Here is a 24986-nt window from a genome sequence, read left to right as displayed (position 1 = left end):
TGTCCTTCAGTTAACTTGCCAGAATCTGCGCCAGACAGGCAATCACCGCCGCCGGGTTGTCCCGGTGCGCGTTGTGTCCGGCATGGTGAATAAGATGGAGATCCGCCGCGAGCGCCTGCGCGATGGCGCGAAACTTCACGTCGCGCTCGCCGCACAGGTAGTGAAAGGGGAAATCGCGCGCCTGCAGGGACGCGCGCAGATCGGCCTGCCCGCCAAGGGAGGTCGCCTGCAGCATCTCGGCCAGCGTCGCGCCGTTGTTCCGGCTGCGTAAGGCGACCAGCGCCGCGCGCTGCCCGGCATCCAGTGAAGCGAAGACCGGCTGCTGATACCAGTCGGCAAAGACCTGCGCCAACGGCTCATGGCGAAAACGTTCCGCCCAGGCGCTGTCGTTGCTGCGCCGCGCCTGCCGCGCTTCGGCATCCTGCAGCCCCGGATGGCCGCCCTCAACGATCAGGCCGCGCAGGCCCGCGCGCGGCTGGCAGGCGAAGTTCATCGCCACCCGGCCCCCCAGCGAGTAGCCGATCAGCCAGTAGTTAAGTATGTTGTAACTATTAAGCGTAGCCTGCAGCAGAATATTGACCCCGGCAAAGTCCCGCACCGCGATATCCGCCGAGCCGCCGTGGCCCGGCAGATCGAGATACAGCCGCGGCCAGGCGCGAAACGCGTCGCCTACTTCCCGCCACTCATGGCGGTCGCCGGAAAAACCGTGCAGAAAGACCAGCCAGGGATAACCCGGCTGGCCATGTTCGACTGCAGCGCTGAGGGTCACAGGCGACTTACCTGCGCCAGCAGCTGCTGGAGGGTCTGCGTGCCGTCGGTCTCATTGACCGCCAGCTCAATCACCGTCGCCCCTGCCCGGCGCCAGGCGCCGGCCAGCGCCTCATCCAGCGCCTGCCAGTCAGCCGGGCGATGATAGACCAGGCCGAACATCGCCGCCGCGTGGCTGAAATCAACGTCCTGCGGCATTAAGTAGAACTGGCGCCGCTCGTCCTGCGGCGTCGGCAGCATGGAGAAAATCTGCCCGCCGTTGTTGTTCACCACGATCAGCACCAGCGGCGCCGACGCCTGGCGCAGCAGGGCCAGCGAGTTGAGATCGTACAGCGCCGAAAGATCGCCGACGATAGCCAGGGTTGGCCGGGCGCTGGCGCGCTGGACGCCGGCGGCGGTGGCGATCAAGCCATCAATGCCGCTGGCGCCGCGGTTGCTGTAAACCGGGTAGCCAGCCGGCAGCTGCGCCAGGGCGTCGATCAGGCGCACCACCAGGCTGTTGCCGACAAACAGTTGCCCCTGTTCCGGCAGATAGCGCCGAATTCGCTGCGCCAGCTGCGCTTCGCCAAAGGGTTCGTTACTGGCGACCGCCGCCTCCCACGCCTTTCGGGCCAGCTCAGGAATAGCCGTTGCCCACGGCTGGCGTTTCTCCGCCGGGTGAAGCTCAAGCCAGCGGTCAATGCTGGCGAGCAGACGACGGCCGCGGTGCTGCGCCGGATCGAGACGGCCGGGCAGATTATCCACCAGCCAGTATTCATCAGGCTCGCAGGTGGCCTGCCACTGCAGGACCCGCTTGCCGGTCAGGCTGCTGCCGAGCTGAACCACGATCTGCGCCTGCGCCAGCTCGCTCACCGCTTTGCCGTTGCCCAGCCACAGGTCAGCGCACGGCAGCGGCTGCCCGGTCTGTGACAGGATATCGCCGATCAGCGGCCAGCCGAGGGTTTGCGCCCACTCGGCCACTTTTTTCCCTTCGGCGGCGCTCATTCTGCCCGCCACGACCACGCCGCGCTTTTGCCGCCAGAAGAACCAGTCGCGCTGTTTCTCACTTTCCATCTGCAGCGCCTGACGTAACCAGGGTTTATCGCTCTGCCACCAGTTGCCGAGCTGCTGCAGCCACTCCACGCCGGTATCATCCATATCGCCATACAGCGGTTCGGCGAACGGGCAGTTGATATGCACCCCGCCGGCGTGCAACTCGCCCAAGGCCTGGTCGAGGGTCGAGACCAGCCAGCGGGCGGAAATATCCTGCGAGGGACGCGGCAGAGAAATCGTCTGCGACGGATGGGAGGCGAACATCCCCGGCTGACGAATCGCCTGATTGGCGCCGCAGTCGATCAGCTCCGGCGGACGGTCAGCAGTCAGGAGAATCAGCTTTTCCCCGGTAAGCCCCGCCTCAATCAGCGCCGGATATAGGTTCGCGGTGGCGGTCCCGGAGGTCACAATAACCGCCACCGGCTGGCGACTGGCTTTCGCCAGACCGAGCGCCAGGTGGCCGAGGCCGCGTTCGTCAAAATGGGTATGATGGATAAAGGCGCGGTTTTCCGCCGCCGCCAGGGTTAAGGGTGTCGAGCGCGAGCCCGGCGCAATGCAGATATGCTGCACGCCGTGGCGCGTTAAAGCTTCCAGGATCACCGCCGCCCAGCGTCGGTTAAATGCGCTTACTGACATGAAATTGTCCGGTATCAAATATTGATGCTAAGTATAGATAAGGCAAAGTGACGGCGTTTTGATATGCATCGTCATTCCCGTCTTATGGACACAGCAGCGAGCGCAGCCCGGCCGCTTTGTTGTCAATCTCCTGCCACTCCTCCTGCGCATCGGAGCCGCTGACGATCCCCGCCCCGGCATACAGTCGCAGAGTGTCGTTGTCCACTTTCGCCGAACGCAGCGCCACGCAAAACTCGCTTTGCGCCAGTGACAGATACCCGGCGGAACCGGCGTACCATTCACGGGAAAAAGGTTCATGGCGCTGAATGAATGCCAGCGCCGCCCGCCGCGGCAGGCCGGCCACCGCGGCGGTGGGCTGGAGCTGCAGCAGACAGCGGCTGTCGTCAGGCTCCGCCAGCTCGGTCCAGATGCAGCGTCGGAGATGCTGCACCTTGCGCAGCCTCACCACCTGCGGCGGCAGAACGTCCAGCGTCGAGGCCTCACTCTGCAGGCGCTGGCAGATATCCTCCACCACCAGCATGTTTTCCCGCTGATTTTTGTCGTCTTTCATCAACCAGTCGGCCAGCTGCTGCGCCTTCACGTCATCCTGATGATTAGCGACGGTGCCCGCCAGCGCTTCGGTGCGCAGCAGCGCGCCGCGCCGGCGCCACAGCCGCTCCGGCGTGGAGCCGAAAAACGCCTGCCGGGCATTGAACGCCATCAGGAAATGAAAACAGTTAAGATTGCGGCTGCGGCTGGCGGCCATGATGCTCACGGCATCCAGCGGGGCGGCAAACTGCAGGTCGGTTGCCCGCGCCAGCACCACTTTATCCATGTCGCCGGCGGCGATGGCCTGCGTCGCCTGGTCTATCATTGCCTGCCACTGGGGATAATCGGAGGAGTGGCGCTCGCTCAGCAGCGGCGGCACGCCGCCAGGGGTCGCCTGGGCGGTGGTCAGACTGGCGAGAAAATCACCCGCCGTCACGGCATCGTCGCGCAGGGAGAGGTCGCTGTGCAGCACCAGCCGCATCACGGCCCTGCCGCCGCACCGACGCCACTCCAGACGCGGCAGCACCAGCCGGCCCTGCTGCGGGGCAAACGCATTCAGGCCGCAGATGCGCAGATCCTGCCGCCCGGCCTGGTGTAAAAAGCGGTTTGCGGCGTCGAGCGAGGGAAAGCTTTTTACCGCCCCCAGCGCCGCCAGCTCCTCGTCGCCATTGCGCTGCTGCCAGTAGAACTGCGGCCACTGCGGCTGCTGGCCGCACCATAGCAGCGGATCGAAGGCATCATTCAGCGGAAAGGCAATATCGATAATTCGCGTGCCGGGTGAGTCAGGAAAGGGCTCACTCAGGCCGTCACGTAAACGGGCCAGCGCAGTGGAAACAGACAGCACGCAAACCTCCACGGTAGTAAAACCCCACATTATAAGGGGTTCAACGGCGGAATAGCAGTACCCATGACGAGGGAGCGGGTTTTAACTCCCCCGCTCGCCGGCCCGGAACAAGGTTGGGACGCGAGTGTTCAGGGGTCAGAGAGCGCGGCTTTCCCGCGCCATGCCGATGTGCGGAATGCCGTCCTCATCATAGACCTCAGTCACTGGCGTAAAACCGAAGTGGGCGTAAAAGGCTTGCAGATGCGCCTGCGCCCCGAGGTAAATCGCCTTTTGCGGCCAGTGCCGCTGACAGCTGGCCAGCGCCTGCGCCATCAGCTGATGGCCGAGCTTTTCGCCGCGCGCGGCGGGGCTGACGATAACCCGGCCAATCACCACCGGATCGTACGTCTCTTCGCTTTTAAGGATCCGCGCATAGGCCACCAGTTCGCCATCGCGCCAGCCGAGCAGATGGCGATTTTCCCCGACCAAATCATCGCCGTCGACATCCTGATAGGCGCACTGCTGCTCCACGACAAAGACTTCGCTGCGCAGCTTCAGCAGCGCATACAGTTGGGGAACGGTAAGTTCACTATGATGGAGATCCTGCCAGGTCATCATCTGCTGCTCCTTATTGATATACTGATACTTTGCGACTCGCCCTGAGGACACTGGACGATGGAATTAACTTTTTTGGGGACATCCGCCGGGGTGCCGACCCGCACGCGTAATATGACGTCGATAATACTCAATTTGCAACAGCCAACCCGCGCCGAAATGTGGTTGTTTGACTGCGGCGAAGGGACCCAGCATCAATTTCTGCATACGCCCCATCATCCAGGCAAACTGAATAAGATCTTTATTACCCATCTGCACGGCGACCATCTGTTCGGCCTGCCCGGCCTGCTGTGCAGCCGCTCGATGCAGGGGAATTCGCTGCCGCTGACGGTCTACGGACCAAAAGGAATAAAGGAATTCATTGACACCGCGCTGCGCCTCAGCGGTTCGTGGACCGATTATCCCCTGACCATCGTCGAAGTCGGCCCCGGTCTGGTGTTCGACGAAGAGGGCTATCGGGTCACCGCGTTCCCGCTCAGCCATCCGGTGGAGTGCTACGGGTATCGCATTGAGCAGCATGACAAGCCCGGCGCCCTCGACGCCGCCCAGCTGATTGCCGACGGCGTGCCCCCCGGACCGCTGTTTCACCGGCTTAAGCGCGGTGAACAGGTCACGCTGGCGGATGGCCGGACGATCGACGGCAGCCGCTACCTGGGGCCCGCTACGCCGGGTAAAACGCTGGCCATCTTCGGCGATACCGCCCCCTGCCCGCAGGCGCTGGAAATGGCGCGCGGGGCGGATGTGATGGTGCACGAAACCACGCTGGAGCAGACGATGGCGGAGAAAGCCAATAGCCGCGGCCACTCTTCCAGTCAGCAGACCGCAGCGCTTGCCAAAGAAGCGGGGGTCGGCACGCTAATCGCCACCCACTTTAGCTCTCGCTACGATGCCGAAGGCTGCCTGCGGATGCTGGCGGAATGCCGGGAGATTTTCCCGGACACCCTGCTGGCGGAAGACTTTATGGTCTACAGGGTGGCGTAACATTCCGGGCATAAAAAAAACCGCCATTCCGGCGGTTTTTTTATTGAGGCAATCAACTTACATCAGCGGCGTCGCCAGCTGCACGATGCTAATCAGCGGCTGCGGCCAGATACCGAGCACCAGCACCAGCAGGGCAGAGATCAGCACCACGATACCGCCCGCGCTGTACTGCCAGTTCGACGGCGCATCACGGTTCAGCTGCTCCGGCGCGCTCAGGTACAAACTCACCGCCACGCGCAGGTAGTAGTAGAGACCGATCGCCGAGCCGACAACCACCGCGGCAACCAGCCACCACAGATGGGCGTGAACACCGACGGCCAGCACGTAGAACTTACCGATAAAGCCGAGCGTCATTGGGATACCGGCCAGGGAGAGCATCATCACCGTCATCACCGCCGACAGGATCGGACGGTGCCAGAACAGACCGCGGTAGGAGAACAGCGAGTCCGCGTCCGGGCCACGGTATGGGCTGGACATCAGGCTGACCACGCCGAACGCGCCGAGGCTGCTGAACAGGTAGCCGGCCAGGTAGACGCCAACGGCTTCCATCGACATTTCGCCGCTTTGCAGGGCGATCAGCGCCACCAGCAGATAGCCGAGGTGGGAGATAGAAGAGTAACCGAGCAGACGTTTGATATTGGTCTGGCTCAGCGCCATCAGGTTACCGAAGATGATAGAGGCGAAGGCGATCAGCCCCAGCACCACGCGCACCGCTTCGCTGTTGCCCACCGGCATGTACAGGAACAGACGCATCACCACGCCGAAGATAGCAATCTTGCTGGCGGTCGCCAGGAAGGTGGAGACCGGCGCAGGCGCCCCCTGGTAAACGTCCGGCGTCCACAGGTGGAACGGCACCAGCGACAGCTTAAAGCCAAGACCGACGATCATCAGGCCGAGCCCCGCCAGCAGCAGCGGCTCGTGCAGGGTGTTGTCCGCCAGGCTCTTGCCCAGCGCAAGGAAGGACAGGTTGCCGGAGTTCGCATACACCAGCGCCATACCGAACAGCAGGAAAGAGGAGGCTGCCGCGGAGAGGATGGTGTATTTGATGCTCGCTTCCAGCGAACGCTTCTGGCGGAAGGCGTAGCCGACCAGGCCGAACAGCGGCAAGGAGATCAACTCGATGCCGAGGAACAGCGCCGCCAGATGATTCGCACCGGCCAGCAGAATGCCGCCCAGGGCGGCAATCAACACCAGCAGGTAGAACTCTTCTTTGTTGTCCTTGTAACCCTCAAGCCACGGGTAGGCGAAAGTACAGGTCGCGAGGCTCGCCAGCAGCACCAGCCCGGTATAGAGCATAGCGTAGCCGTCAACGCGGATCAGCGGCGTGACGTCCATCGCCCCGTTCTGGCCGACGAACCAGAGCGAGACCAGCGCGGCGTTAAGCCCGAGAACCGACAGCGTGGCATTGAGAAAATGATTGCGTCGCCACGCAATGGAGAGCATCACAACCACCACCGTCAAGCCGACGATCAGCAGCGGTAGCAGTGCGATCAGTTGTTGTGGAGTTATTGTCATGGCGAATTACGGCCTTGTAGTAGAAACAGAATTAACAAACCACTGCTGAATGTTGCTCATCGCAGCATGCGAGGTGTCGAGGATCGGCTGCGGGAAGAAGCCCAACAGCACCAGCAGCACCACCAGCAGCAGGATGATAGACAGTTCACGCAGGGACATCCCCGGCAGCGCTTTCGCCGCGATTTCGCTTTTCGCTTTACCGAAATAAGCGCGATGCAGCATCGACAGCGAGTAAACGGACGCGAATACCAGACCAAAGGTCGAGATCACGGTGATCACCGGCACCACTTTATAGCTGCCGAACAGGATCATAAATTCGCCGACGAAGTTACCCGTGCCCGGCATCCCCAGGGTGGCGACGGCGAAGAACATCGACATCGCCGGCAGCCATTTGATTTTGCTCCACAGACCGCCCATCTGACGCATGTCACGGGTATGCAGACGTTCGTACAGCTGGCCGCAGAGAATAAACAGACCCGCCGCGGAGAGACCGTGAGCAATCATCTGGATCACCGCCCCCTGATACGCCAGCTGGCTGCCGGTGTAGATAGCAATCAGCACGAAGCCCATGTGGGACACGGAGGTGTAGGCGATAAGACGTTTGATATCCGTCTGCGCAAAGGCCATCCACGCGCCGTAGAAGATCCCGATCACGCCCAGCCACATCGCGATGGGCGCAAACTCGGCGGAGGCGTTCGGGAACAGCGGCAGCGCAAAGCGCAGCAGACCGTAGGCCGCGGTTTTCAGCAGGATCCCCGCGAGGTCGACGGAACCGGCGGTCGGCGCCTGGGAGTGGGCGTCCGGCAGCCAGCCGTGCAGCGGCACCACCGGCATTTTCACCGCGAAGGCGATGAAGAAGCCGAGCATCAGCAGGTATTCCACGCCGTGGGACATCGGGGTTTTCAACAGCTCTTCATAGTTGAAAGTCCACACGCCGGTGGCGTTGAAGTGGACGAATGCCAGCGCCAGAATGGCGATCAGCATCACCAGGCCGCTCGCCTGGGTGTAGATGAAGAACTTGGTGGCCGCCGTGATACGCGTTTTACCGTCAGAGGCTTTGTGGCCCCACAGCGCGATCAGGAAGTACATCGGCACCAACATCATTTCCCAGAAGAAGAAGAACAGGAACATGTCGATGGCGAGGAACACGCCGATGACGCCGCCCAGGATCCACATCAGGTTGAGGTGGAAGAATCCCTGGTATTTTTCGATTTCGCGCCAGGAACAGAGCACCGCCAGCACGCCGAGCAGACCGGTCAGCACCACCATCAGCAGCGACAGGCCGTCGATCGCCAGATGAATGCTAATGCCGAAGCGTGGGATCCACGGCAGCACGAACTCAGACTGCCACTGCGGAATACCCGCGGATTGCGTCAGAGAATAGCCGCCCTGCATCCACAGCTGCAGGCCAAGCGCCAGCGTCAGTCCCATAGTAATCAGCGCGATCCAGCGCGGCACTTTCACGCCAAAGCGTTCGGTCTGCCAGCACAGGAAGCCGCCGATAAAGGGGATTAATATCAACCAAGGCAATAACATGGTGATTTTTATTCCTTATTTAAGTCCGGTTCAGGCTATCTTACTCGTCATAGCGAACTCCGGCTGTGCTCACAATCCTCACGTACTTTAATACGCTCCGGTTGCTCCGCGCAGGCGGCGTCCACGTTGACTTCGCCGATAATGCCTGTCCTTTACGACCTGATTTTCAACGAATTCTCACAGAAAATTCACTTCGGTTTGAGGCTTGTTGTGTCGGGTGGCGCTAACGCTTACCCGACCTACGGTCCCGTAGGCCCGGCAAGCAGCGCGCCGCCGGGCAACACAATGGTTCTCAAACTCAACGCAATACCATCAGCAGCGCCAGCACCACCACCGCGCCGATGCTCATTGACGCCACATACCAGCGCAGATAGCCGTTCTCGCTCACCAGCAGGCCTTTACCTGCGAAGCGGGAGAGGATCGCCGGGATGTTCATCAATGCGTTCAGCGGATCGCTCTTCAGCAGCCAGGCAATGCCGAGGAATGGCTTAACGAAGACTTTGTCGTATAACCAGTCGAAGCCCCAGGCATGGAACCACCAGGTACCGAAGAAGCGGCCAGGCGCGCTGTTGGCGATAGAGGTCACCAGGGTGCGTTTGCCCAGCCACAGCCATGCGGCGATCAGGATGCCGGCAATGGCGATGATCCCGGAGGCAATCTCCAGCGTCATCACGTTGCCGTGCGCCAGTTCAGTGGTCTGCGGCAGGACGCCTTCCAGCGGCGGCACGATCAGCGCGCCAACGAAGGTGGACAGCACCAGCAGCACAATCAGCGGCAGATGATGGGTGATCCCCTTCCCTGCGTGCGCGTGAATTTGCTCTTTACCGTGGAACACGATGAAAATCATGCGGAAGGTGTACAGCGAGGTCATAAAGGCGCCGACCAGGCCCGCCACCATCAGGTTGATATGGCCGTTGGCCATCGCCCCCGCCAGAATCTCATCCTTACTGAAGAAGCCTGCGGTAATGAGCGGCAGAGCGGACAGCGCCGCGCCCCCCACCAGGAAGCAGACGTACACCAGCGGAATAGATTTGCGCAGACCGCCCATCTTGAAGATGTTCTGTTCGTGATGGCAGGCGAGAATCACCGAACCAGACGACAGGAACAGCAGCGCTTTAAAGAACGCGTGGGTCATCAGATGGAAAATCGCCGCATCCCATGCCTGCACGCCCAGCGCGAGGAACATGTAGCCAATCTGGCTCATGGTGGAGTAAGCGAGAACGCGTTTGATGTCGGTCTGCACCAGCGCGGCGAAGCCCGCCAGCACCAGCGTTATCGCCCCGACGATCCCGACCAGATGCAGCACTTCCGGCGTCATCAGGAACAGGCCATGCGTGCGCGCAATCAGGTAGACGCCCGCGGTAACCATGGTGGCGGCGTGGATCAGCGCGGAGACTGGCGTGGGACCCGCCATCGCATCGGCAAGCCACGTTTGCAGCGGCAGCTGGGCGGATTTACCGACCGCACCGCCGAGCAGCATCAGCGTCGCCCACTGCAGCGTGGTGCTGCCGTTAGCGAAGTGCTGCGGCGCCAGCTCAACCATTTCGCGGAAGTTGAGGGTACCCAGTTCGTTATAAAGAATGAACAGCGCGAAGGCGAGGAACACGTCGCCGACGCGGGTCACCACAAACGCTTTCATCGCTGCGGCGCCGTTCTTCGGATCGGTGTAGTAGAAACCGATCAGCAGGTAAGAGCAGAGACCCACCCCTTCCCAACCCAGGTACATCAGCAGCAGGTTATCGGCCAGTACCAGAACCACCATGCTGGCGATAAACAGGTTGGTGTAGGCGAAGAAGCGGGAATAGCCCTCTTCACCGCGCATATACCAGGAGGCGAACATATGGATCAGGAAGCCGACGCCGGTCACCACGGAGAGCATGGTCAGCGACAGGCCGTCCAGCACCAGGTTGAAGCCGATGTTGAAATCCCCAACCGACATCCAGGTCCACAGCGGCACGCTGACCGCCTGTTTGCCGTTAGCGAAAAAGTCAACGCCGACGTAGGCGGTGACCAGCGCCGCCAGGCCTACCGAGCCCATGCCAACGGTGGCGGAAAGGTTTTCCGACCAGCGCCCGCGGGAAAAGGCCAGCAGCACAAAGCCAATCAATGGCAAAAGAATGGTTAAGGCAAGCATGTTCATCCACGCAACTCACTTACTGAATCGATGTTCAGGTTCTGGCGGCGACGATGGAGCTGCAGCAGCAGCGCCAGACCGATACTCGCTTCCGCAGCCGCGAGGCTGATAGCGAGGATATACATAATCTGACCATCAGTCTGGCCCCAGTAGCTGCCCGCCACCACAAAGGCCAGCGCGGCGGCGTTAATCATGATTTCCAGGCTGATCAACATAAACAGCAGATTGCGGCGGATCACCAGCCCCGTCAGACCAAGCACAAACAGGATGGCCGCGAGGATCAGTCCATGTGTTAAGGGGATCATGCGTGTTCCTCCGTTTTTCTTTTGTCGCTGTCGTTCACGCGGTTGCTCAGCACCTCGCCGGCGCGCTCTTCGCGGCCGATATGGAAGGCGACCACCAGGCCCGCCAGCAGCAGCATGGAGGCCAGCTCCACCGCCAGGACGTACGGCCCAAACAGCGCAATACCCACTTCTTTGGCGTTGATCGCCGCGCCGTCGATACCCTGGTCGTTAATCCCCAGGATGGCGTAAACGATAACCACCAGCAGCACCGCGGAAAGGATGGCCGGGCCAATCCAGATCCCCGGCTGCAGCCATTTGCGTTCCTGTTCGATTTCGCTGCCGCCCAGGTTGAGCATCATCACCACGAAGACGAACAGCACCATAATGGCCCCGGCGTAGACGATAATCTCCAGCGCCCCGGCGAAGTAAGCGCCCAGCGAGAAGAACACTCCGGCAATCGCTAACAGCGAAATGATCAGGTACAGCAGCGCATGCACCGGATTGGTGTGGGTGACGACCCGCAAGGTTGCGAGGATGGCGATCAGGCCACAGATATAAAAAGCGAATTCCATTGCCCTCTCCTTACGGTAACAGGCTCTTGACGTCGATCGGCTTAGCTTCGTTTTCCGCTTCGCCCTTATCTTTGCCGTCGATTGCCATACCCGCCATCCGGTAGAAGTTATATTCCGGGTATTTGCCCGGACCGGAAATCAGCAGATCCTCTTTTTCGTACACCAGATCCTGACGCTTGTATTCACCCAGCTCAAAGTCCGGGGTCAACTGGATCGCCGTGGTCGGGCACGCTTCTTCGCACACACCGCAGAAGATGCAGCGTGAGAAGTTGATGCGGAAGAACTCAGGGTACCAGCGGCCGTCTACCGTCTCTGCTTTCTGCAGCGAAATACAGCCCACCGGGCAGGCTACCGCACACAGGTTACAGGCGACGCAGCGCTCTGCACCGTCCGGATCGCGCGTCAGCACAATCCTGCCGCGATAGCGCGGCGGCAGATAGACCGGCTCTTCCGGGTACATCCGGGTTTCACGTTTGGCGAAGGCATGCAGGCCAATCATCCAGATACTGCGGACCTGGGTGCCGAACCCCACCAATAATTCTTTTAAGGTCATGTTCAATTCACCCCTTATTGCGCCTGCCAGAGAATGACAGCCGCCGTTACCAACAAGTTGACCAGCGTTAACGGCAGGCATACCTTCCAGCCAAAGGACATTACCTGGTCATAGCGCGGACGCGGTAATGATGCGCGGATCAAAATGAACATCATCATGAAGAACGCGGTTTTCAGCGCGAACCAGATGAAAGGTGGTAACCACGGGCCATTCCAGCCGCCGAAGAACAGCGTGACGATCAGCGCTGAAACGGTGACGATACCGATGTATTCACCGACGAAGAACAGACCGAACTTCATGCCGGAATATTCAATGTGGTAACCATCGGCCAGCTCCTGCTCCGCTTCCGGCTGGTCGAACGGGTGACGGTGACACACCGCCACGCCGGCGATGGCGAACGTCACGAAGCCGAAGAACTGCGGGATGACATTCCACAGATGCGCCTGGTTGTTGACGATATCGGTCATATTGAATGACCCCGCCTGCGCCACCACGCCCATCAGGGAGAGGCCGAGGAACACTTCGTAGCTCAGGGTCTGCGCGGAAGCACGCATCGCCCCCAGCAGGGAGTATTTGTTGTTGCTCGACCAACCGGCGAACAGCACCGCATAGACCGCCAGGCCTGCCATCATCAGGAAGAACAGGATCCCGATGTTCAGATCGGCCACCACCCACGTCGGGCTGACCGGCACAATGGCGAAGGCCAGCAGCAGCGAAGTAAAGGCGATCACCGGCGCCAGAGTAAAGATCACGCGATCCGAGAAGCGCGGAACCCAGTCCTCTTTAAAGAACATTTTGATCATGTCGGCGACCAGCTGCAGCGAACCGCCCCAGCCCACCCGGTTTGGCCCGTAGCGGTTCTGGAACAGACCGAGCAGACGACGCTCGCCGAAGCTCATGAACGCGCCGCAGGTGACCACCACCAGCAGAATGACCACGGCCTTCAGGATGCTTAACAGAATGTCGATAAGATCCGGCGTTAACCAGCTCATGCTTTCGCCTCCTGCAGTGAATCAATACGCGATCCGGTCAGTACCGGCGCAATGCCCGGCATGCCCATCGGTAAGCCAACCTGTCCTGCGGTCAGACCTTCAGAGATAACCAGCGGCAGACGCAGGGTCTGGCCTTCCACGCTAAAGGAGAGCATCGCCCCGGCGTTGACGCCAAGCTTCGCGGCATCCGCCGGGTTCAGCTTGATGTACGGCTCAGGCATCCGGCTCTGGAACACCGGCGCGCGCTGTGACAGCTCATCGCTGCCAAACAGGTGGTAGTACGGCGCGATACGCCATTTCCCGTCTTCCGCCTGGAAGCTGGCCGGCACCGCCGTGAAGTATTCCAGCCCGCTGGCGGACGCTTCAAACAGACGGACGCCCGGATCGCCGTGGCGCAGTTTCCCGCCCACTTCATCCTGGAACTTGTTCCATGCCTGCGGGGAGTTCCAGCCCGGCGCCCAGGCGAACGGGATCTGCGAACGCGGGGCGGACGGCTGGTTGTTCCCTTCCATGGAGAAGGCGAACATGGTGTCTTTATCCTGCGGCTGACGCGGTTCGTGGACGCTGATGTTGGCGCGCATCGCCGTGCGGCCGCTGTAGCGGTGCGGTTCACGCGCAAGCTTCTGACCGCGAATGCGGAAGGTCGCATCCGGCGCGGCGTCTTTAATGCCCGCCAGCTGCGGCAGGGCGGCAATCGCGGCATCGATGACGTGGTCCAGCTGCGTCCAGTCAACCTGACGGTTGTTAACGGTGCTGTGCAGGGAATGCAGCCAGCGCCAGCTTTCCAGCATGACGGTTTTCGCGTCGTAGTAGGCCGGGTCGTAGACCTGGAAGAAGCGCTGAGCGCGGCCTTCGTTGTTGACCACGGTACCGTCGCTTTCCGCAAAGCTTGCCGCGGAGAGCACCAGGTGCGCTTTGTCCATAATCGCCGTGCGCTGATGGTCAACCACCATCACCAGCGGCGCTTTGGAGAGCGCTGCGTCGACGCGGGCGGCGGAAGCATGACGGTGAAGGTCGTTTTCCAGCACGATAACCGCGTCTGCGGCGCCGCTTTCCAGTTCGTCCAGCGCCTCTTCAAGCGAGCCGCCGCCGATCATACCCAGACCGACGCTGTTCACCGCGCGGGCAACCATTGTCACGCCGACGTCGGCGCCGCGGCCTTTCAGGGCTTTCGCCACGTTAGCGGCGGCCTGGATGATCTCCATGCTGCCGGCGTTGGTTCCGGAAATAATCAGTGGTTTTTTCGCCCCGGCCAGCGCCTGGACGATGACATCGACTTTACCCTGCAGTTCGCGGCTCAGGCCGTCAACCGCCGGCGCGCTGTCGTCCAGCGCATGGGCGATGGCGAAGCCGAGACGCGCCTGATCTTCCACCGGCGCGCGATAGGTCCACGCGGCGATGTCATCCAGGCGGGTGTCATCGATGTTGGTGACGAATAGCGGGTGTTTGGCACGCTGGCCGATGTTGAGGATCGCCGCAATCTGCCAGTCGGCCACTTTCTGCGCCGCCGCCATTTCGCGTGCTTTCCCTTTCACCGCCTGACGCACCGCCAGCGCGACGCGCGCGCCGGTCTGGGTAATGTCTTCGCCCAGCACCAGTACCGCGTCGTAGGATTCGATATCGCGCAGGCTTGGGGTGTGGATCCCACCTTCGCGCAGCACTTTCAGCATCATCTGCAGGCGCGCTTGTTCGCCTTTGGCGATGCCGGTATAGAAGTTGTCGGCGCCCACCAGCTCGCGCAGCGCGAAGTTGCTTTCAATGCTGGCGCGCGGGGAGCCGATGCCGATCACTTTCTTCGACTGGCGCAGAATATCCGCCGCGCCCTGCATCGCCTGCTCGGCGTTGAGGGTAATCAGATCGTCGCCGCGGCGCTGAACCGGCTGACGCGGACGGTCTTTCAGGTTCACGTAGCCATAGCCGAAACGACCGCGGTCGCAGAGGAAGTAGCGGTTAACGGTCCCGTTATAACGGTTTTCGATACGACGCAGTTCGCCATAGCGTTCGCCCGGACTGATGTTACAGCCGATGGAACACTGCTGGCAGATGCTCGGCGCAAACTGCATGTCCCATTTACGGTTATAGCGCTCGGAGTGGGTTTTATCGGTGAAGACGCCAGTCGGGCAGACTTCCACCAGGTTGCCGGAGAATTCACTCTCCAGGGTGCCATCTTCCGGGCGGCCGAAGTAGACGTTGTCGTGGGCGCCATAGACGCCCAGATCGGTGCCGTCGGCATAATCTTTGTAGTAGCGCACGCAGCGGTAGCAGGCGATGCAGCGGTTCATTTCGTGAGAAATAAACGGCCCCAGATCCTGATTGCGGTGGGTACGCTTGGTAAAACGATAGCGGCGGAAGCTATGGCCGGTCATCACCGTCATATCCTGCAGGTGGCAGTTGCCGCCCTCTTCGCAGACCGGGCAGTCGTGCGGGTGGTTGGTCATCAGCCACTCCACCACGCTTTCGCGGAACTGCTTCGCTTCGCCATCGTCGATAGAAATAAAGGTGCCGTCGGATGCCGGAGTCATACAGGACATCACCAGGCGACCACGCGTGTCTTCCGCGTTCTGATATTGCTTCACCGCACACTGGCGGCAAGCACCGACGCTCCCTAGCGCCGGGTGCCAGCAAAAGTAGGGAATATCAAGCCCAAGAGAGAGACAAGCCTCCAGCAGGTTGTCCGCTCCGTTGACCTCGTATTCTTTGCCGTCTACATGAATCGTAGCCATTAGCGTGCTTCCAAAAATAAAAAAACCTTTAGATTACCAGCGCGTCTTAAGCAGGTTCGGCTGAATCCCGTTGATTGCATGGGTATTGCTGAACTGCTGCTTAATGCCAGCCTCGAATTCTTCGCGGAAATATTTAATCGCGCTCTGCAGCGGCTCAACCGCGCCCGGCGCGTGCGCGCAGAAGGTTTTACCCGGGCCCAGGAATCGACACAGTTGCTCAAGGGTTTCGATATCGCCAGGCTGGCCTTCGCCGCGCTCCAGGGCGCGCAGGATCTTCACGCTCCACGGCAGCCCATCGCGGCACGGCGTACACCAGCCGCAGGACTCGCGGGCGAAGAACTCTTCGAGGTTGCGCACCAGCGAGACCATGTTGATCTCGTGGTCAACGGCCATCGCCAGCGAGGTGCCCAGACGGCTGCCCGCTTTACCAATGCTTTCGAACTCCATCGGCAGATCGAGGTGCGCTTCGGTGAGGAAGTCGGTCCCTGCCCCACCCGGCTGCCAGGCTTTAAACTTCAGGCCATCGCGCATACCGCCGGCGTAATCTTCCAGGATCTCGCGGGCAGTGGTGCCGAAAGGCAGCTCCCAGACGCCCGGGTTCTTCACGCGGCCGGAGAAGCCCATCAGCTTGGTGCCGGCATCTTTACTGGTGGAGATGTTCTGGTACCACTCAACGCCGTTGGCCAAAATCGCCGGCACGTTGCACAGGGTTTCCACGTTGTTGACGCAGGTCGGCTTACCCCACACGCCGGAGCTCGCCGGGAACGGCGGCTTGGAGCGCGGGTTAGCGCGGCGACCTTCCAGGGAGTTAATCAGCGCCGTCTCTTCGCCGCAGATATAGCGCCCTGCCCCGGTGTGGACAAACAGCTCGAAGTCAAAACCGGTGCCGAGGATGTTTTTCCCCAGCAGGCCCGCCTCGGTGGCTTCGGCAATCGCGCGGCGCAGATGCTGGGCCGCTTCGATATACTCTCCGCGCAGGAAGATGTAGCCGCGGTAGGCCTTCAGCGCAAACGCGGAGATCAGCATGCCTTCCACCAGCAGGTGCGGCAGTTGCTCCATCAGCAGGCGGTCTTTATAGGTGCCCGGCTCCATTTCATCGGCGTTACACAGCAGGTAACGGATGTTCATGGACTCGTCTTTCGGCATCAGGCTCCACTTCAGACCGGTGGAGAAGCCCGCGCCGCCGCGCCCTTTCAGGCCAGCGTCTTTTACCGCCGTGACGATCTCGTCCGGCGCCATGCCGGTCAGCGCTTTTCGCGCCCCTTCATAGCCATTTTTGCTGCGATACTCGTCCAGCCAGACCGGCTGCTTGTCGTCGCGCAGGCGCCAGGTGAGCGGATGCGTTTCCGCAGTACGAATTACGGTTTTCATTTGTACTGCTCCAGCAGGTCAGGAATTGCCTCCGGCGTCAGATGGCTGTGAGTATCCTCATCAATCATCATGGTCGGTCCCTTGTCGCAGTTGCCCAGGCAGCAGGTCGGCAGCAGGGTAAAGCGGCCATCAAAGGTGGTCTGCCCTGGCTTGATGTTCAGCTTCTTCTCGATGGCGGCCTGAATTCCCTGATAGCCGGTAATGTGGCACACCACGCTGTCGCAGTAGCGGATCACGTGACGGCCAACCGGCTGGCGGAAAATCTGGCTGTAGAACGTCGCCACGCCTTCGACGTCGCTGGCCGGGATGCCCAGCACATCGGCAATGGCGTAGATCGCGCCATCCGGCACCCAGCCGCGCTGTTTCTGAACGATTTTCAGCGCTTCGATGGACGCCGCACGCGGGTCTTCGTAGTGGTGCTTCTCGTGCTCAATAGCCTCACGCTCTGCCGCACTCAGCTCAAAAGCCTCGGTTTGTGGTTGTTGATTCTCGTGCATAATTAGCGGTCCACGTCTGACATAACAAAATCGATACTACCCAGATAGACGATCAGGTCGGATACCAGGCTGCCGCGGATCGCCGACGGGATCTGCTGCAGGTGCGCAAAGCTCGGCGTGCGGACGCGGGTACGGTAGCTCATGGTGCTGCCGTCGCTGGTCAGGTAGTAACTGTTAATCCCCTTGGTCGCCTCAATCATCTGGAAGGATTCGTTGGCCGGCATGACCGGGCCCCACGATACCTGCAGGAAGTGGGTGATCAGGGTTTCGATATGCTGCAGCGTGCGCTCTTTCGGCGGCGGCGTGGTCAGCGGGTGATCCGCTTTGAACGGCCCTTCCGGCATATTGTCGAGGCACTGCTGAAGAATGCGCAGGCTCTGGCGCAGCTCTTCGACTTTCAGCATCACGCGGGTGTAGCAGTCAGAGACGCCGCCCCCGGTCGGGACTTCGAAGTCGAAGTTTTCATAGCCAGAATAAGGACGCCATTTACGCACGTCGAAGCCGATACCGGTGGCGCGCAGGCCTGCGCCGGTGGTGCCCCACTCCAGCGCCTCTTTAGCGGTATAGGCTGCCACGCCGACGGAACGGCCCTTCAGAATGGTGTTGCGCAGGGCGGCTTTTTCATAGGAGTCCAGACGCTTCGGCATCCACTCGAGGAACTCACGCAGCAGACGATCCCAGCCGCGCGGCAGATCGTGCGCGACGCCGCCGATGCGGAACCACGCCGGGTGCATACGGAAACCGGTGATCGCTTCCACCAGATCGTAGATTTTCTGCCGATCGGTAAAGGCGAAGAAGACCGGGGTCATCGCGCCGACATCCTGAATAAAGGTAGAGATATACAGCAGGTGGCTGTTGATGCGGAACAGTTCGGAGAGCATTACGCGGATCACGTTGACGCGATCCGGCACGGTGATCCCGGCCAGTTTTTCCACGGCCAGCACGTACGGCATCTCGTTGACGCAACCGCCAAGGTATTCGATACGGTCGGTGTACGGGATGTAGCTGTGCCAGGACTGGCGCTCGCCCATCTTCTCGGCGCCGCGGTGGTGGTAACCGATGTCGGGCACGCAGTCGACGATCTCTTCGCCATCCAGCTGCAGAATAATGCGGAACGCACCGTGCGCGGAGGGGTGGTTCGGACCGAGGTTGAGGAACATGAAGTCCTCGTTGTCGGTGCCGCGCTTCATGCCCCACTCTTCCGGTTTGAAAGTCAGCGCTTCCATCTCCAGATCCTGCTTGGCTTTGGTCAGCTCAAACGGATCGAATTCGGTGGCGCGCGCCGGGTAGTCTTTACGCAGCGGGTGGCCTTCCCAGGTCGGCGGCATCATGATGCGACGCAGGTTCGGGTGGCCATCGAAGGTAATACCAAACATTTCCCAGGTTTCACGCTCATACCAGTTGGCGTTGGGGAACAGTTTGGTGAAGGTCGGCAGATGCAGATCGTTTTCAGACAGCGCCACCTTGAGCATGATGTCGCGGTTGCGGTCGATGGAAATCAGGTGATAGAAAACGGAAAAATCCGCGGCGGGCAGGCCATCGCGGTGCGTGCGCAGACGTTCGTCCATGCCGTGCAGGTCAAACAGCATCACGTAAGGCTTCGGCAATTTCTTCAGGAAATCACCCACCTCAAGCAGCTGTTCGCGCTTGACCCATACCACCGGTACGCCGGTGCGGGTTGGCTGAACGGTAAAGGCATCCGGCCCAAAGCGGTTGCGCAGTTCGCCGATCACCGGGTCATCAAGGTGATCGCGGGTTTGCCAGGCTGGTGCGGCGTCATGCGCGGTTAAATCGGTCATATTGTTCACCATTGCAAAAGGTCCGTGGTGACTGCCGGGCGAGACTTCGCGCTGTTGTAGATTGATTTGCGAAGTGGTTCTCCCGCCCGCAGGCGCAAATTAAATCTCGTCCGGCGTCCGCAGATTGGTCACTGCAATACGTTCGCCGCGTTTACGCTCGCGTTCCGACTGCATATTGGCGCGATAGACGCCCTGATCGCCAACCACCCATGAGAGCGGACGACGTTCTTTACCAATGGACTCCTGCAGCAGCATCAGCGCCTGCATATAGGCCTCCGGACGCGGCGGGCAGCCCGGGATGTACACATCGACCGGAATGAATTTATCCACGCCCTGGACGACGGAATAGATGTCGTACATGCCGCCGGAGTTCGCGCAGGCGCCCATGGAGATCACCCACTTCGGCTCCAGCATCTGATCATAGAGACGCTGAATAACCGGCGCCATTTTGGTGAAGCAGGTTCCGGCGACCACCATCAGGTCCGCCTGACGCGGAGAGGCGCGCAGAACTTCGGCCCCAAAGCGCGCAACGTCATGCACCGCAGTGAATGACGTCACCATTTCCACATAACAGCAAGAAAGGCCGAAGTTATACGGCCAAATTGAGTTCTTACGGCCCCAGTTCACCATGTCATGCAGCGCGTGTTCGAGTTTCCCCATATACACGCTTTTGTTGACTTCCTGCTCCAGGGGGTCGGTAACGATCTCCTGTTTCTGCAGGGGGTAACGGTCGTTCTCACCGTTAGGATCTATGCGGGTGAGCGTATAATCCATCTTATTGCCTCGCTTTTACTGCATATGACGGTTAGTGGGACTGTCTGTTTCCGGGTTAACCAGCGTGCGACGGGAACGCGCGGGCGTCCAGTCCAGTGCGCCGATGCGAACGAGATAAACCAGACCAGCCAGTAGCACTAAAATGAAAATTGCGGCTTCCACAAAGCCGACCCAGCCGCTCTCGCGGATGGAGGCCGACCATGCGTAGAGATACAGGGCTTCCACGTCGAAGATCACGAAGAACATGGCAACCAGATAAAACTTCGCAGAAAGACGTAAGCGGGCCGAACCAACGGAGTCGATCCCCGATTCAAACGGCGTGTTTTTGCTACGCGCGCGCGCGCGACCGCCAAGGTACCAGCCGCCGACGAGCATCAGGCAGCACAGACCGATAGCGATGATGAGAAATATAGCGAATGCCCAGTGATGAGCGATGACTTCAGTGGATGTTGACATACGCATTGCTTAACCAAAAAAGTGTAGCGCCAAAACCCTCTGCTCTTACTGGCAGATGAACGCCACAGCGTTTCACGGGAGGAATAAAAAATAACCGTGCAAAAAAGCGTCCCTGGAAGATGTGAGAAGCCCAGATGCCGTGGCTTTTTACCCCTTTCTTTAACCTTTTGTCAACTTTAACAAAAGTTTTCATAACATTAATTTACATTGGAATCTTTTCATTAACATTAAATGCCCTTTTATGCGAAATAACCTTGCATACTGTTCGGTTTTAGTGTTGTTGAATCGTGTCCGTTTCCGTCGTAAATCAAAAATCCCTGCTATTTTGACAGGATTTAGCCTCGATTCCTCCCCCCAAAGAGGGGTATTTTCTTGATCTGCGACACGGTTTTGTTAATTACCCCAGGAAATCGGCAACAATCCATCCGGTTTTTTAACATTAGCAGGAAGTGTTGAAAGTGCAGGAAAAAGTCGGCAAGGTGAGCGTCCGGTCACGCCAATATGCTGATTTTTCTGCAAAGAAATAAAAAAAAGATTCAAAACATCAATAAGAGTGCAAAAAAAAGAGCCACCAGACGAGAAACCTACCCCTGAGGCTCTTTTTGGACACTTACATTCTGTTACCAGTTTTTGTGATCTTTGTTAGCAAAATAACCTCACAAAATGAAGGTGCTTCCTCCCTCTTCCGGAGTAAGTGCCGGCCCCGCGCGCCAGGGATCGCTCTCCTGGCTCAGAGACTGAAAAATCGCCTGCGGTAGTTCGCTCACCGTCTGCGGATTGCAGCTGACGACGTACCGGGTATCCGGCAGGACCGGCAGGCCATCGCTAATGCCGGCCACGCGCAAATCCGGGCTCATCATTTCGACCGGACGCGCGGTGACCCCCAGCCCGGCTTTCACTGCCGCTTTCACCCCGGAGAGCGACGAGGCGCCGTGGGCCAGATGCCAGGAGACGCGGGCAGCCTCCAGCGCGGCGATGATGTCCTCACGGAACGGGCCAGGCTCTTCGAGCAGGATCAGGGGGATCGACTCCCCTTTCGCCAGCACGTAGTCCGCCGCACAGTACCAGAGGGTAGGCGACGTTCTCAGCGTAAAAGCGGTAAAACCGGGAAGCTGATGGGTGGTTAATGCCAGATCGACCTCTCCCCCGCTCAGCATCGCCATGATGACGGCGTGGGGATGGACTTTAATCTCCAGCGTCATTCTGGGATAGAAGCAGCCGATGCGGTTTAACAGAAACGGCAGGATAGTATCAGCGGTTTCTTCCGACGCGCCGATGGTCAGTCCCCCCTGCAGACTGCCATACATCAGCGACATGCAGGCTTCATCGTTAAAGCGCAGGATTTTGCGGGCATAGCCCAGCAGCTGGATGCCCTGCTCGGTCAGCAGTTTATTGCGTCCGTGACGAGCGAAAAGCTCCTTGCCAACCAGCTGCTCCAGGCGTTGCATTTGCTGGCTGACCGCGGACTGGGTACGGCACACTGCGGCGGCGGCGGCGGCGAAGGTGTTCAAATCAGCGACGGCTACAAAGGTGCGCAGCAGATCGAGATCGAGGTTGAGTATCGGACGTGTTGTATTAATCATCTTTCTTCACTTACAGGTGGCTAACGCTGACCTGCCTTGTTGATGCTTTACGCCAGGTTTCCGGCTATTCCCTGAGCCTTGTGCTCACCGTCAGATGGCGGATAAACAACTGGACGAACGTTATTACATGCCAAAGTACTCATCTGAGCAAATGCGCAGAACACCGGAGTAATATATTGTTCGTATTCCTCATTATTATTAATTACCACGGCCAGCAAGGCGTCATACGTCTCCCCGGGAAATCGCACAGTGGTGGTGAGAAAGCCTCTCTTTCGCCGGACGTCTTTTTTGGCGAAAAACGAACAATAAAATTCTGTAATAACAATATATTAGATACCAATTCAGCCGTAAATCATACCGACTACCACTGATATTAACGGCGATATTCTAACCGATTCCCATCCTTTTTATAAGCCTTAATAAGGATTAACTGAGTTAATTTTAAATTTTTTTCAACATTTAATATAAATTAACAAACCTCAGATTATTACCTGTCAAAAATAATAATAATGCGCTTGCGCACAGTTTTTTATTAAAATTACTTAACATCAAGATTACAAATCAACCGCTATTACATTAAGGATAGCGTTTTTTTGCGGCCATCCATTCTTCAGCCCCCCCGTTTACCCGACAAACAAACCAGATAAATGATGGTAAAAAAGGCACTACCTCAACATAGACGACCGAAAAAATGCCATGAAAAGGCATAAAACACAGGAAAAATCAGCAAGCAGCAGATAAATCAATTACGCTTAAAATCCTGCGTTAGCAAAATCTTCTCCTGCAAAGCCTTCAAAACAGCGGGGAGGCGGAGTACATTGTTCCGTGCTGACTTCCACGGCAGGGAGTGGCGATAACAGCTAAAAGGTCAAGATTCATGTCCCCCATCGAAAAATCCAGCAAGTTAGAGAACGTCTGTTATGACATCCGCGGCCCGGTTCTGAAAGAAGCGAAACGTCTTGAAGAAGAAGGCAATAAGGTTCTGAAACTGAACATCGGCAACCCGGCGCCCTTCGGCTTCGAAGCCCCTGACGAGATCCTCGTCGACGTCATCCGCAATCTGCCTACCGCCCAGGGTTACTGCGATTCGAAAGGATTGTACTCGGCGCGTAAAGCCATCATGCAGCATTACCAGGCGCGGGGAATGCGCGATGTCACCGTGGAAGATATTTACATCGGCAACGGCGTGTCCGAACTGATTGTCCAGGCGATGCAGGCGCTGTTAAACAGCGGCGATGAGATGCTGGTTCCCGCCCCGGACTACCCGCTGTGGACGGCGGCGGTGTCCCTTTCCAGCGGTAAAGCGGTGCACTATCTGTGTGACGAATCCTCTGACTGGTTCCCGGATCTTGACGATATCCGCGCTAAAATTACGCCTCGCACCCGCGGGATCGTGATCATCAACCCCAACAACCCCACCGGCGCGGTCTATTCCAAAGAGCTGCTGCAGGAGATCGTGGAGATCGCCCGCCAGCACAACCTGATTATTTTCGCCGATGAGATCTACGACAAGATCCTCTACGACGAAGCCCAGCATCACTCCATTGCCGCTCTGGCGCCCGATCTGCTGACGGTGACCTTCAACGGACTGTCGAAAACTTACCGCGTCGCCGGCTTCCGTCAGGGCTGGATGGTGCTGAATGGCCCGAAAAAACATGCGAAAGGCTATATCGAAGGACTGGAAATGCTGGCGTCGATGCGTCTGTGCGCCAACGTGCCGGCCCAGCATGCTATCCAGACGGCGCTGGGCGGCTACCAGAGTATCAGCGAATTCATCATTCCCGGCGGGCGTCTGTATGAACAGCGCAACCGCGCCTGGGAGTTGATCAACGATATTCCGGGCGTCTCCTGCATGAAGCCAAAAGGCGCGCTGTATATGTTCCCGAAAATCGACGCCAAACGCTTCAATATTCACGATGACCAGAAAATGGTGCTCGATTTCCTGCTGCAGGAGAAAGTGCTGCTGGTGCAGGGTACTGCCTTTAACTGGCCGTGGCCGGATCACGTACGCATTGTGACCCTGCCTCGCGAAGACGACCTGGAGATGGCGATCTCCCGCTTCGGCCGCTTCCTCTCCGGCTACCATCAGCTGTAATCGTGCCGCCGCCGGCATTTGCATCCGGCGGCGATCCCTGCGCACAATGGAACCCGATGTTGTCACTGATTAAGGGTTCCTATGAGTCAGAGTCATTTCTTTGCCCACCTCTCCCGTCTGAAACTGATTAACCGCTGGCCGCTGATGCGCAACGTGCGCACTGAAAATGTCTCCGAGCACAGCCTGCAGGTGGCGATGGTCGCCCACGCGCTGGCGGCGATCAAAAACCGCAAATTCGGCGGCCAGGTCAACGCCGAGCGTATCGCCTTGTTAGCGATGTACCATGACGCCTCGGAAGTCTTAACTGGCGATCTCCCTACTCCGGTGAAATATTTCAATTCGCAGATTGCCCAGGAGTATAAGGCGATTGAGAAAATCGCCCAGCAGAAGCTGGTGGATATGGTGCCTGACGAGCTGCGCGATATTTTCGAACCGCTGATTGACGAGCATCACTACAGTGAGGAAGAGCAGTCGATCGTCAAACAGGCTGACGCCCTCTGCGCCTACCTGAAATGCCTCGAAGAGCTGTCGGCGGGCAACAATGAATTTCTGCTGGCCAAAGGCCGTCTGGAAAAAACGCTGGCGTCGCGGCGCAGCGCGGAGATGGATTATTTTATGCAGGTGTTTGTCCCGAGCTTCCAGCTGTCGCTGGATGAAATCAGCCAGGATTCGCCGCTGTAATTTTTCAGGCCGGGCAGCGGTCGCCCCCTACCCGGCCT

21 protein-coding genes are annotated in these 24986 nt (G+C 59.1%); 3 read left to right on the top strand and 18 right to left on the bottom strand.

The annotated features are described in order from the left end of the window. Nucleotides 1–10: 10 nt before the first annotated feature. The 4 genes from menH to MKR05_RS17285 all read right to left on the bottom strand — a co-directional run bounded on the left by menH (nt 11) and on the right by MKR05_RS17285 (nt 4405). On the bottom strand, nt 11–769 hold the full coding sequence (gene menH / locus MKR05_RS17300) for a 2-succinyl-6-hydroxy-2,4-cyclohexadiene-1-carboxylate synthase (RefSeq protein ID WP_101989134.1): 759 nt from the start codon (nt 767–769) through the stop codon (nt 11–13). After that, nucleotides 766–2436 carry a 2-succinyl-5-enolpyruvyl-6-hydroxy-3-cyclohexene-1-carboxylic-acid synthase gene (gene menD / locus MKR05_RS17295; protein ID WP_101989135.1) on the bottom strand — a complete coding sequence of 557 codons (1671 nt, stop codon included), beginning with the start codon at nt 2434–2436 and terminating at the stop codon, nt 766–768. Before menD ends, menH begins: the two co-directional genes overlap by 4 nt. Nucleotides 2437–2518: 82 nt before the next feature. After that, the gene (menF, locus tag MKR05_RS17290) at nt 2519–3808 is read right to left on the bottom strand and encodes an isochorismate synthase MenF (protein ID WP_023290507.1); all 1290 of its coding nucleotides are present in this window, start codon (nt 3806–3808) and stop codon (nt 2519–2521) included. Nucleotides 3809–3943: 135 nt separating this feature from the next. Next, a complete protein-coding gene (locus tag MKR05_RS17285; protein ID WP_032428946.1) occupies nt 3944–4405 on the bottom strand; it encodes a GNAT family N-acetyltransferase in 462 nt (153 codons plus the stop codon). 57 nt (nt 4406–4462) lie between these two features. Between MKR05_RS17285 and rnz the strand changes: the two genes are divergently transcribed. Beyond that, nucleotides 4463–5383, top strand: a complete 921-nt coding sequence (gene rnz, locus MKR05_RS17280; RefSeq protein ID WP_065812263.1) for a ribonuclease Z — start codon at nt 4463–4465, stop codon at nt 5381–5383. A gap of 57 nt (nt 5384–5440) precedes the next feature. Here rnz and nuoN read toward each other — a convergent pair whose 3' ends face one another. The 14 genes from nuoN to MKR05_RS17210 form a co-directional block, all read right to left on the bottom strand. Next, complete coding sequence (nuoN, locus tag MKR05_RS17275) at nt 5441–6898, bottom strand: NADH-quinone oxidoreductase subunit NuoN (RefSeq protein WP_004201737.1); 1458 nt, start codon at nt 6896–6898, stop codon at nt 5441–5443. 6 nt (nt 6899–6904) lie between these two features. Continuing rightward, nucleotides 6905–8434: an NADH-quinone oxidoreductase subunit M gene (nuoM, locus tag MKR05_RS17270; RefSeq protein ID WP_048297929.1), complete on the bottom strand. Its 1530-nt coding sequence runs from the start codon at nt 8432–8434 to the stop codon at nt 6905–6907. Nucleotides 8435–8732: 298 nt separating this feature from the next. After that, the gene (gene nuoL / locus MKR05_RS17265; protein ID WP_048297930.1) at nt 8733–10574 is read right to left on the bottom strand and encodes an NADH-quinone oxidoreductase subunit L; all 1842 of its coding nucleotides are present in this window, start codon (nt 10572–10574) and stop codon (nt 8733–8735) included. Beyond that, nucleotides 10571–10873 (bottom strand): NADH-quinone oxidoreductase subunit NuoK, encoded by a 303-nt coding sequence (gene nuoK / locus MKR05_RS17260; protein WP_004865088.1) that lies wholly within the window; start codon nt 10871–10873, stop codon nt 10571–10573. Before nuoK ends, nuoL begins: the two co-directional genes overlap by 4 nt. Beyond that, nucleotides 10870–11424 (bottom strand): NADH-quinone oxidoreductase subunit J, encoded by a 555-nt coding sequence (gene nuoJ, locus MKR05_RS17255; RefSeq protein ID WP_004201743.1) that lies wholly within the window; start codon nt 11422–11424, stop codon nt 10870–10872. Before nuoJ ends, nuoK begins: the two co-directional genes overlap by 4 nt. Before the next feature lie 10 nt (nt 11425–11434). Then, entirely contained in the window at nt 11435–11977 is a 543-nt protein-coding gene (gene nuoI / locus MKR05_RS17250) for an NADH-quinone oxidoreductase subunit NuoI (protein WP_284118408.1), read from the bottom strand. Between the two features lie 14 nt (nt 11978–11991). After that, nucleotides 11992–12969 carry an NADH-quinone oxidoreductase subunit NuoH gene (nuoH, locus tag MKR05_RS17245; RefSeq protein WP_023290510.1) on the bottom strand — a complete coding sequence of 326 codons (978 nt, stop codon included), beginning with the start codon at nt 12967–12969 and terminating at the stop codon, nt 11992–11994. Further along, nucleotides 12966–15692, bottom strand: a complete 2727-nt coding sequence (gene nuoG, locus MKR05_RS17240) for an NADH-quinone oxidoreductase subunit NuoG (protein ID WP_044524268.1) — start codon at nt 15690–15692, stop codon at nt 12966–12968. The genes nuoH and nuoG overlap by 4 nt, the downstream gene beginning before the upstream one ends. A gap of 33 nt (nt 15693–15725) precedes the next feature. Beyond that, nucleotides 15726–17063 (bottom strand): NADH-quinone oxidoreductase subunit NuoF, encoded by a 1338-nt coding sequence (nuoF, locus tag MKR05_RS17235; RefSeq protein ID WP_002913158.1) that lies wholly within the window; start codon nt 17061–17063, stop codon nt 15726–15728. After that, on the bottom strand, nt 17060–17560 hold the full coding sequence (gene nuoE, locus MKR05_RS17230) for an NADH-quinone oxidoreductase subunit NuoE (RefSeq protein ID WP_002913160.1): 501 nt from the start codon (nt 17558–17560) through the stop codon (nt 17060–17062). Before nuoE ends, nuoF begins: the two co-directional genes overlap by 4 nt. A gap of 2 nt (nt 17561–17562) precedes the next feature. Beyond that, nucleotides 17563–19371: an NADH-quinone oxidoreductase subunit C/D gene (nuoC, locus tag MKR05_RS17225; RefSeq protein ID WP_004201746.1), complete on the bottom strand. Its 1809-nt coding sequence runs from the start codon at nt 19369–19371 to the stop codon at nt 17563–17565. An 87-nt stretch (nt 19372–19458) separates the two neighbouring features. Beyond that, the gene (gene nuoB / locus MKR05_RS17220; RefSeq protein ID WP_002913178.1) at nt 19459–20133 is read right to left on the bottom strand and encodes an NADH-quinone oxidoreductase subunit NuoB; all 675 of its coding nucleotides are present in this window, start codon (nt 20131–20133) and stop codon (nt 19459–19461) included. Nucleotides 20134–20148: 15 nt separating this feature from the next. After that, entirely contained in the window at nt 20149–20595 is a 447-nt protein-coding gene (gene nuoA, locus MKR05_RS17215) for an NADH-quinone oxidoreductase subunit NuoA (RefSeq protein WP_064157274.1), read from the bottom strand. 650 nt (nt 20596–21245) lie between these two features. Continuing rightward, nucleotides 21246–22172, bottom strand: coding sequence for a LysR family transcriptional regulator (locus tag MKR05_RS17210; protein WP_032453594.1), 927 nt, complete (start codon nt 22170–22172; stop codon nt 21246–21248). A gap of 877 nt (nt 22173–23049) precedes the next feature. Between MKR05_RS17210 and alaA the strand changes: the two genes are divergently transcribed. Together alaA and yfbR are read left to right on the top strand one after the other, a co-directional pair. Continuing rightward, nucleotides 23050–24267, top strand: coding sequence for an alanine transaminase AlaA (gene alaA, locus MKR05_RS17205; protein WP_004201748.1), 1218 nt, complete (start codon nt 23050–23052; stop codon nt 24265–24267). Between the two features lie 81 nt (nt 24268–24348). Then, nucleotides 24349–24948, top strand: a complete 600-nt coding sequence (yfbR, locus tag MKR05_RS17200; RefSeq protein WP_002913188.1) for a 5'-deoxynucleotidase — start codon at nt 24349–24351, stop codon at nt 24946–24948. Nucleotides 24949–24986: the final 38 nt, after the last annotated feature.

This window comes from Klebsiella sp. K5-204 (assembly GCF_030128585.1).
Lineage (GTDB): Bacteria > Pseudomonadota > Gammaproteobacteria > Enterobacterales > Enterobacteriaceae > Klebsiella > Klebsiella quasipneumoniae.
Note: the sequence above shows the minus strand (reverse complement) of the source record. Positions and strands in the feature narration are given on the sequence as shown.

Excerpts from the sequence above, each read along its gene's own strand:
- nuoN (WP_004201737.1), bottom strand. The coding sequence starts at position 6,898 with ATGACAATAACTCCACAACAACTGATCGCACTGCTACCGCTGCTGATC.
- nuoE (WP_002913160.1), bottom strand. The coding sequence starts at position 17,560 with ATGCACGAGAATCAACAACCACAAACCGAGGCTTTTGAGCTGAGTGCG.
- nuoC (WP_004201746.1), bottom strand. The coding sequence starts at position 19,371 with ATGGTGAACAATATGACCGATTTAACCGCGCATGACGCCGCACCAGCC.
- MKR05_RS17285 (WP_032428946.1), bottom strand. The coding sequence starts at position 4,405 with ATGATGACCTGGCAGGATCTCCATCATAGTGAACTTACCGTTCCCCAA.
- menD (WP_101989135.1), bottom strand. The coding sequence starts at position 2,436 with ATGTCAGTAAGCGCATTTAACCGACGCTGGGCGGCGGTGATCCTGGAA.
- nuoI (WP_284118408.1), bottom strand. The coding sequence starts at position 11,977 with ATGACCTTAAAAGAATTATTGGTGGGGTTCGGCACCCAGGTCCGCAGT.
- MKR05_RS17210 (WP_032453594.1), bottom strand. The coding sequence starts at position 22,172 with ATGATTAATACAACACGTCCGATACTCAACCTCGATCTCGATCTGCTG.
- nuoA (WP_064157274.1), bottom strand. The coding sequence starts at position 20,595 with ATGCGTATGTCAACATCCACTGAAGTCATCGCTCATCACTGGGCATTC.
- nuoJ (WP_004201743.1), bottom strand. The coding sequence starts at position 11,424 with ATGGAATTCGCTTTTTATATCTGTGGCCTGATCGCCATCCTCGCAACC.
- nuoM (WP_048297929.1), bottom strand. The coding sequence starts at position 8,434 with ATGTTATTGCCTTGGTTGATATTAATCCCCTTTATCGGCGGCTTCCTG.
- nuoB (WP_002913178.1), bottom strand. The coding sequence starts at position 20,133 with ATGGATTATACGCTCACCCGCATAGATCCTAACGGTGAGAACGACCGT.
- alaA (WP_004201748.1), top strand. The coding sequence starts at position 23,050 with ATGTCCCCCATCGAAAAATCCAGCAAGTTAGAGAACGTCTGTTATGAC.
- nuoH (WP_023290510.1), bottom strand. The coding sequence starts at position 12,969 with ATGAGCTGGTTAACGCCGGATCTTATCGACATTCTGTTAAGCATCCTG.
- nuoF (WP_002913158.1), bottom strand. The coding sequence starts at position 17,063 with ATGAAAACCGTAATTCGTACTGCGGAAACGCATCCGCTCACCTGGCGC.
- rnz (WP_065812263.1), top strand. The coding sequence starts at position 4,463 with ATGGAATTAACTTTTTTGGGGACATCCGCCGGGGTGCCGACCCGCACG.
- nuoL (WP_048297930.1), bottom strand. The coding sequence starts at position 10,574 with ATGAACATGCTTGCCTTAACCATTCTTTTGCCATTGATTGGCTTTGTG.
- nuoG (WP_044524268.1), bottom strand. The coding sequence starts at position 15,692 with ATGGCTACGATTCATGTAGACGGCAAAGAATACGAGGTCAACGGAGCG.
- yfbR (WP_002913188.1), top strand. The coding sequence starts at position 24,349 with ATGAGTCAGAGTCATTTCTTTGCCCACCTCTCCCGTCTGAAACTGATT.
- nuoK (WP_004865088.1), bottom strand. The coding sequence starts at position 10,873 with ATGATCCCCTTAACACATGGACTGATCCTCGCGGCCATCCTGTTTGTG.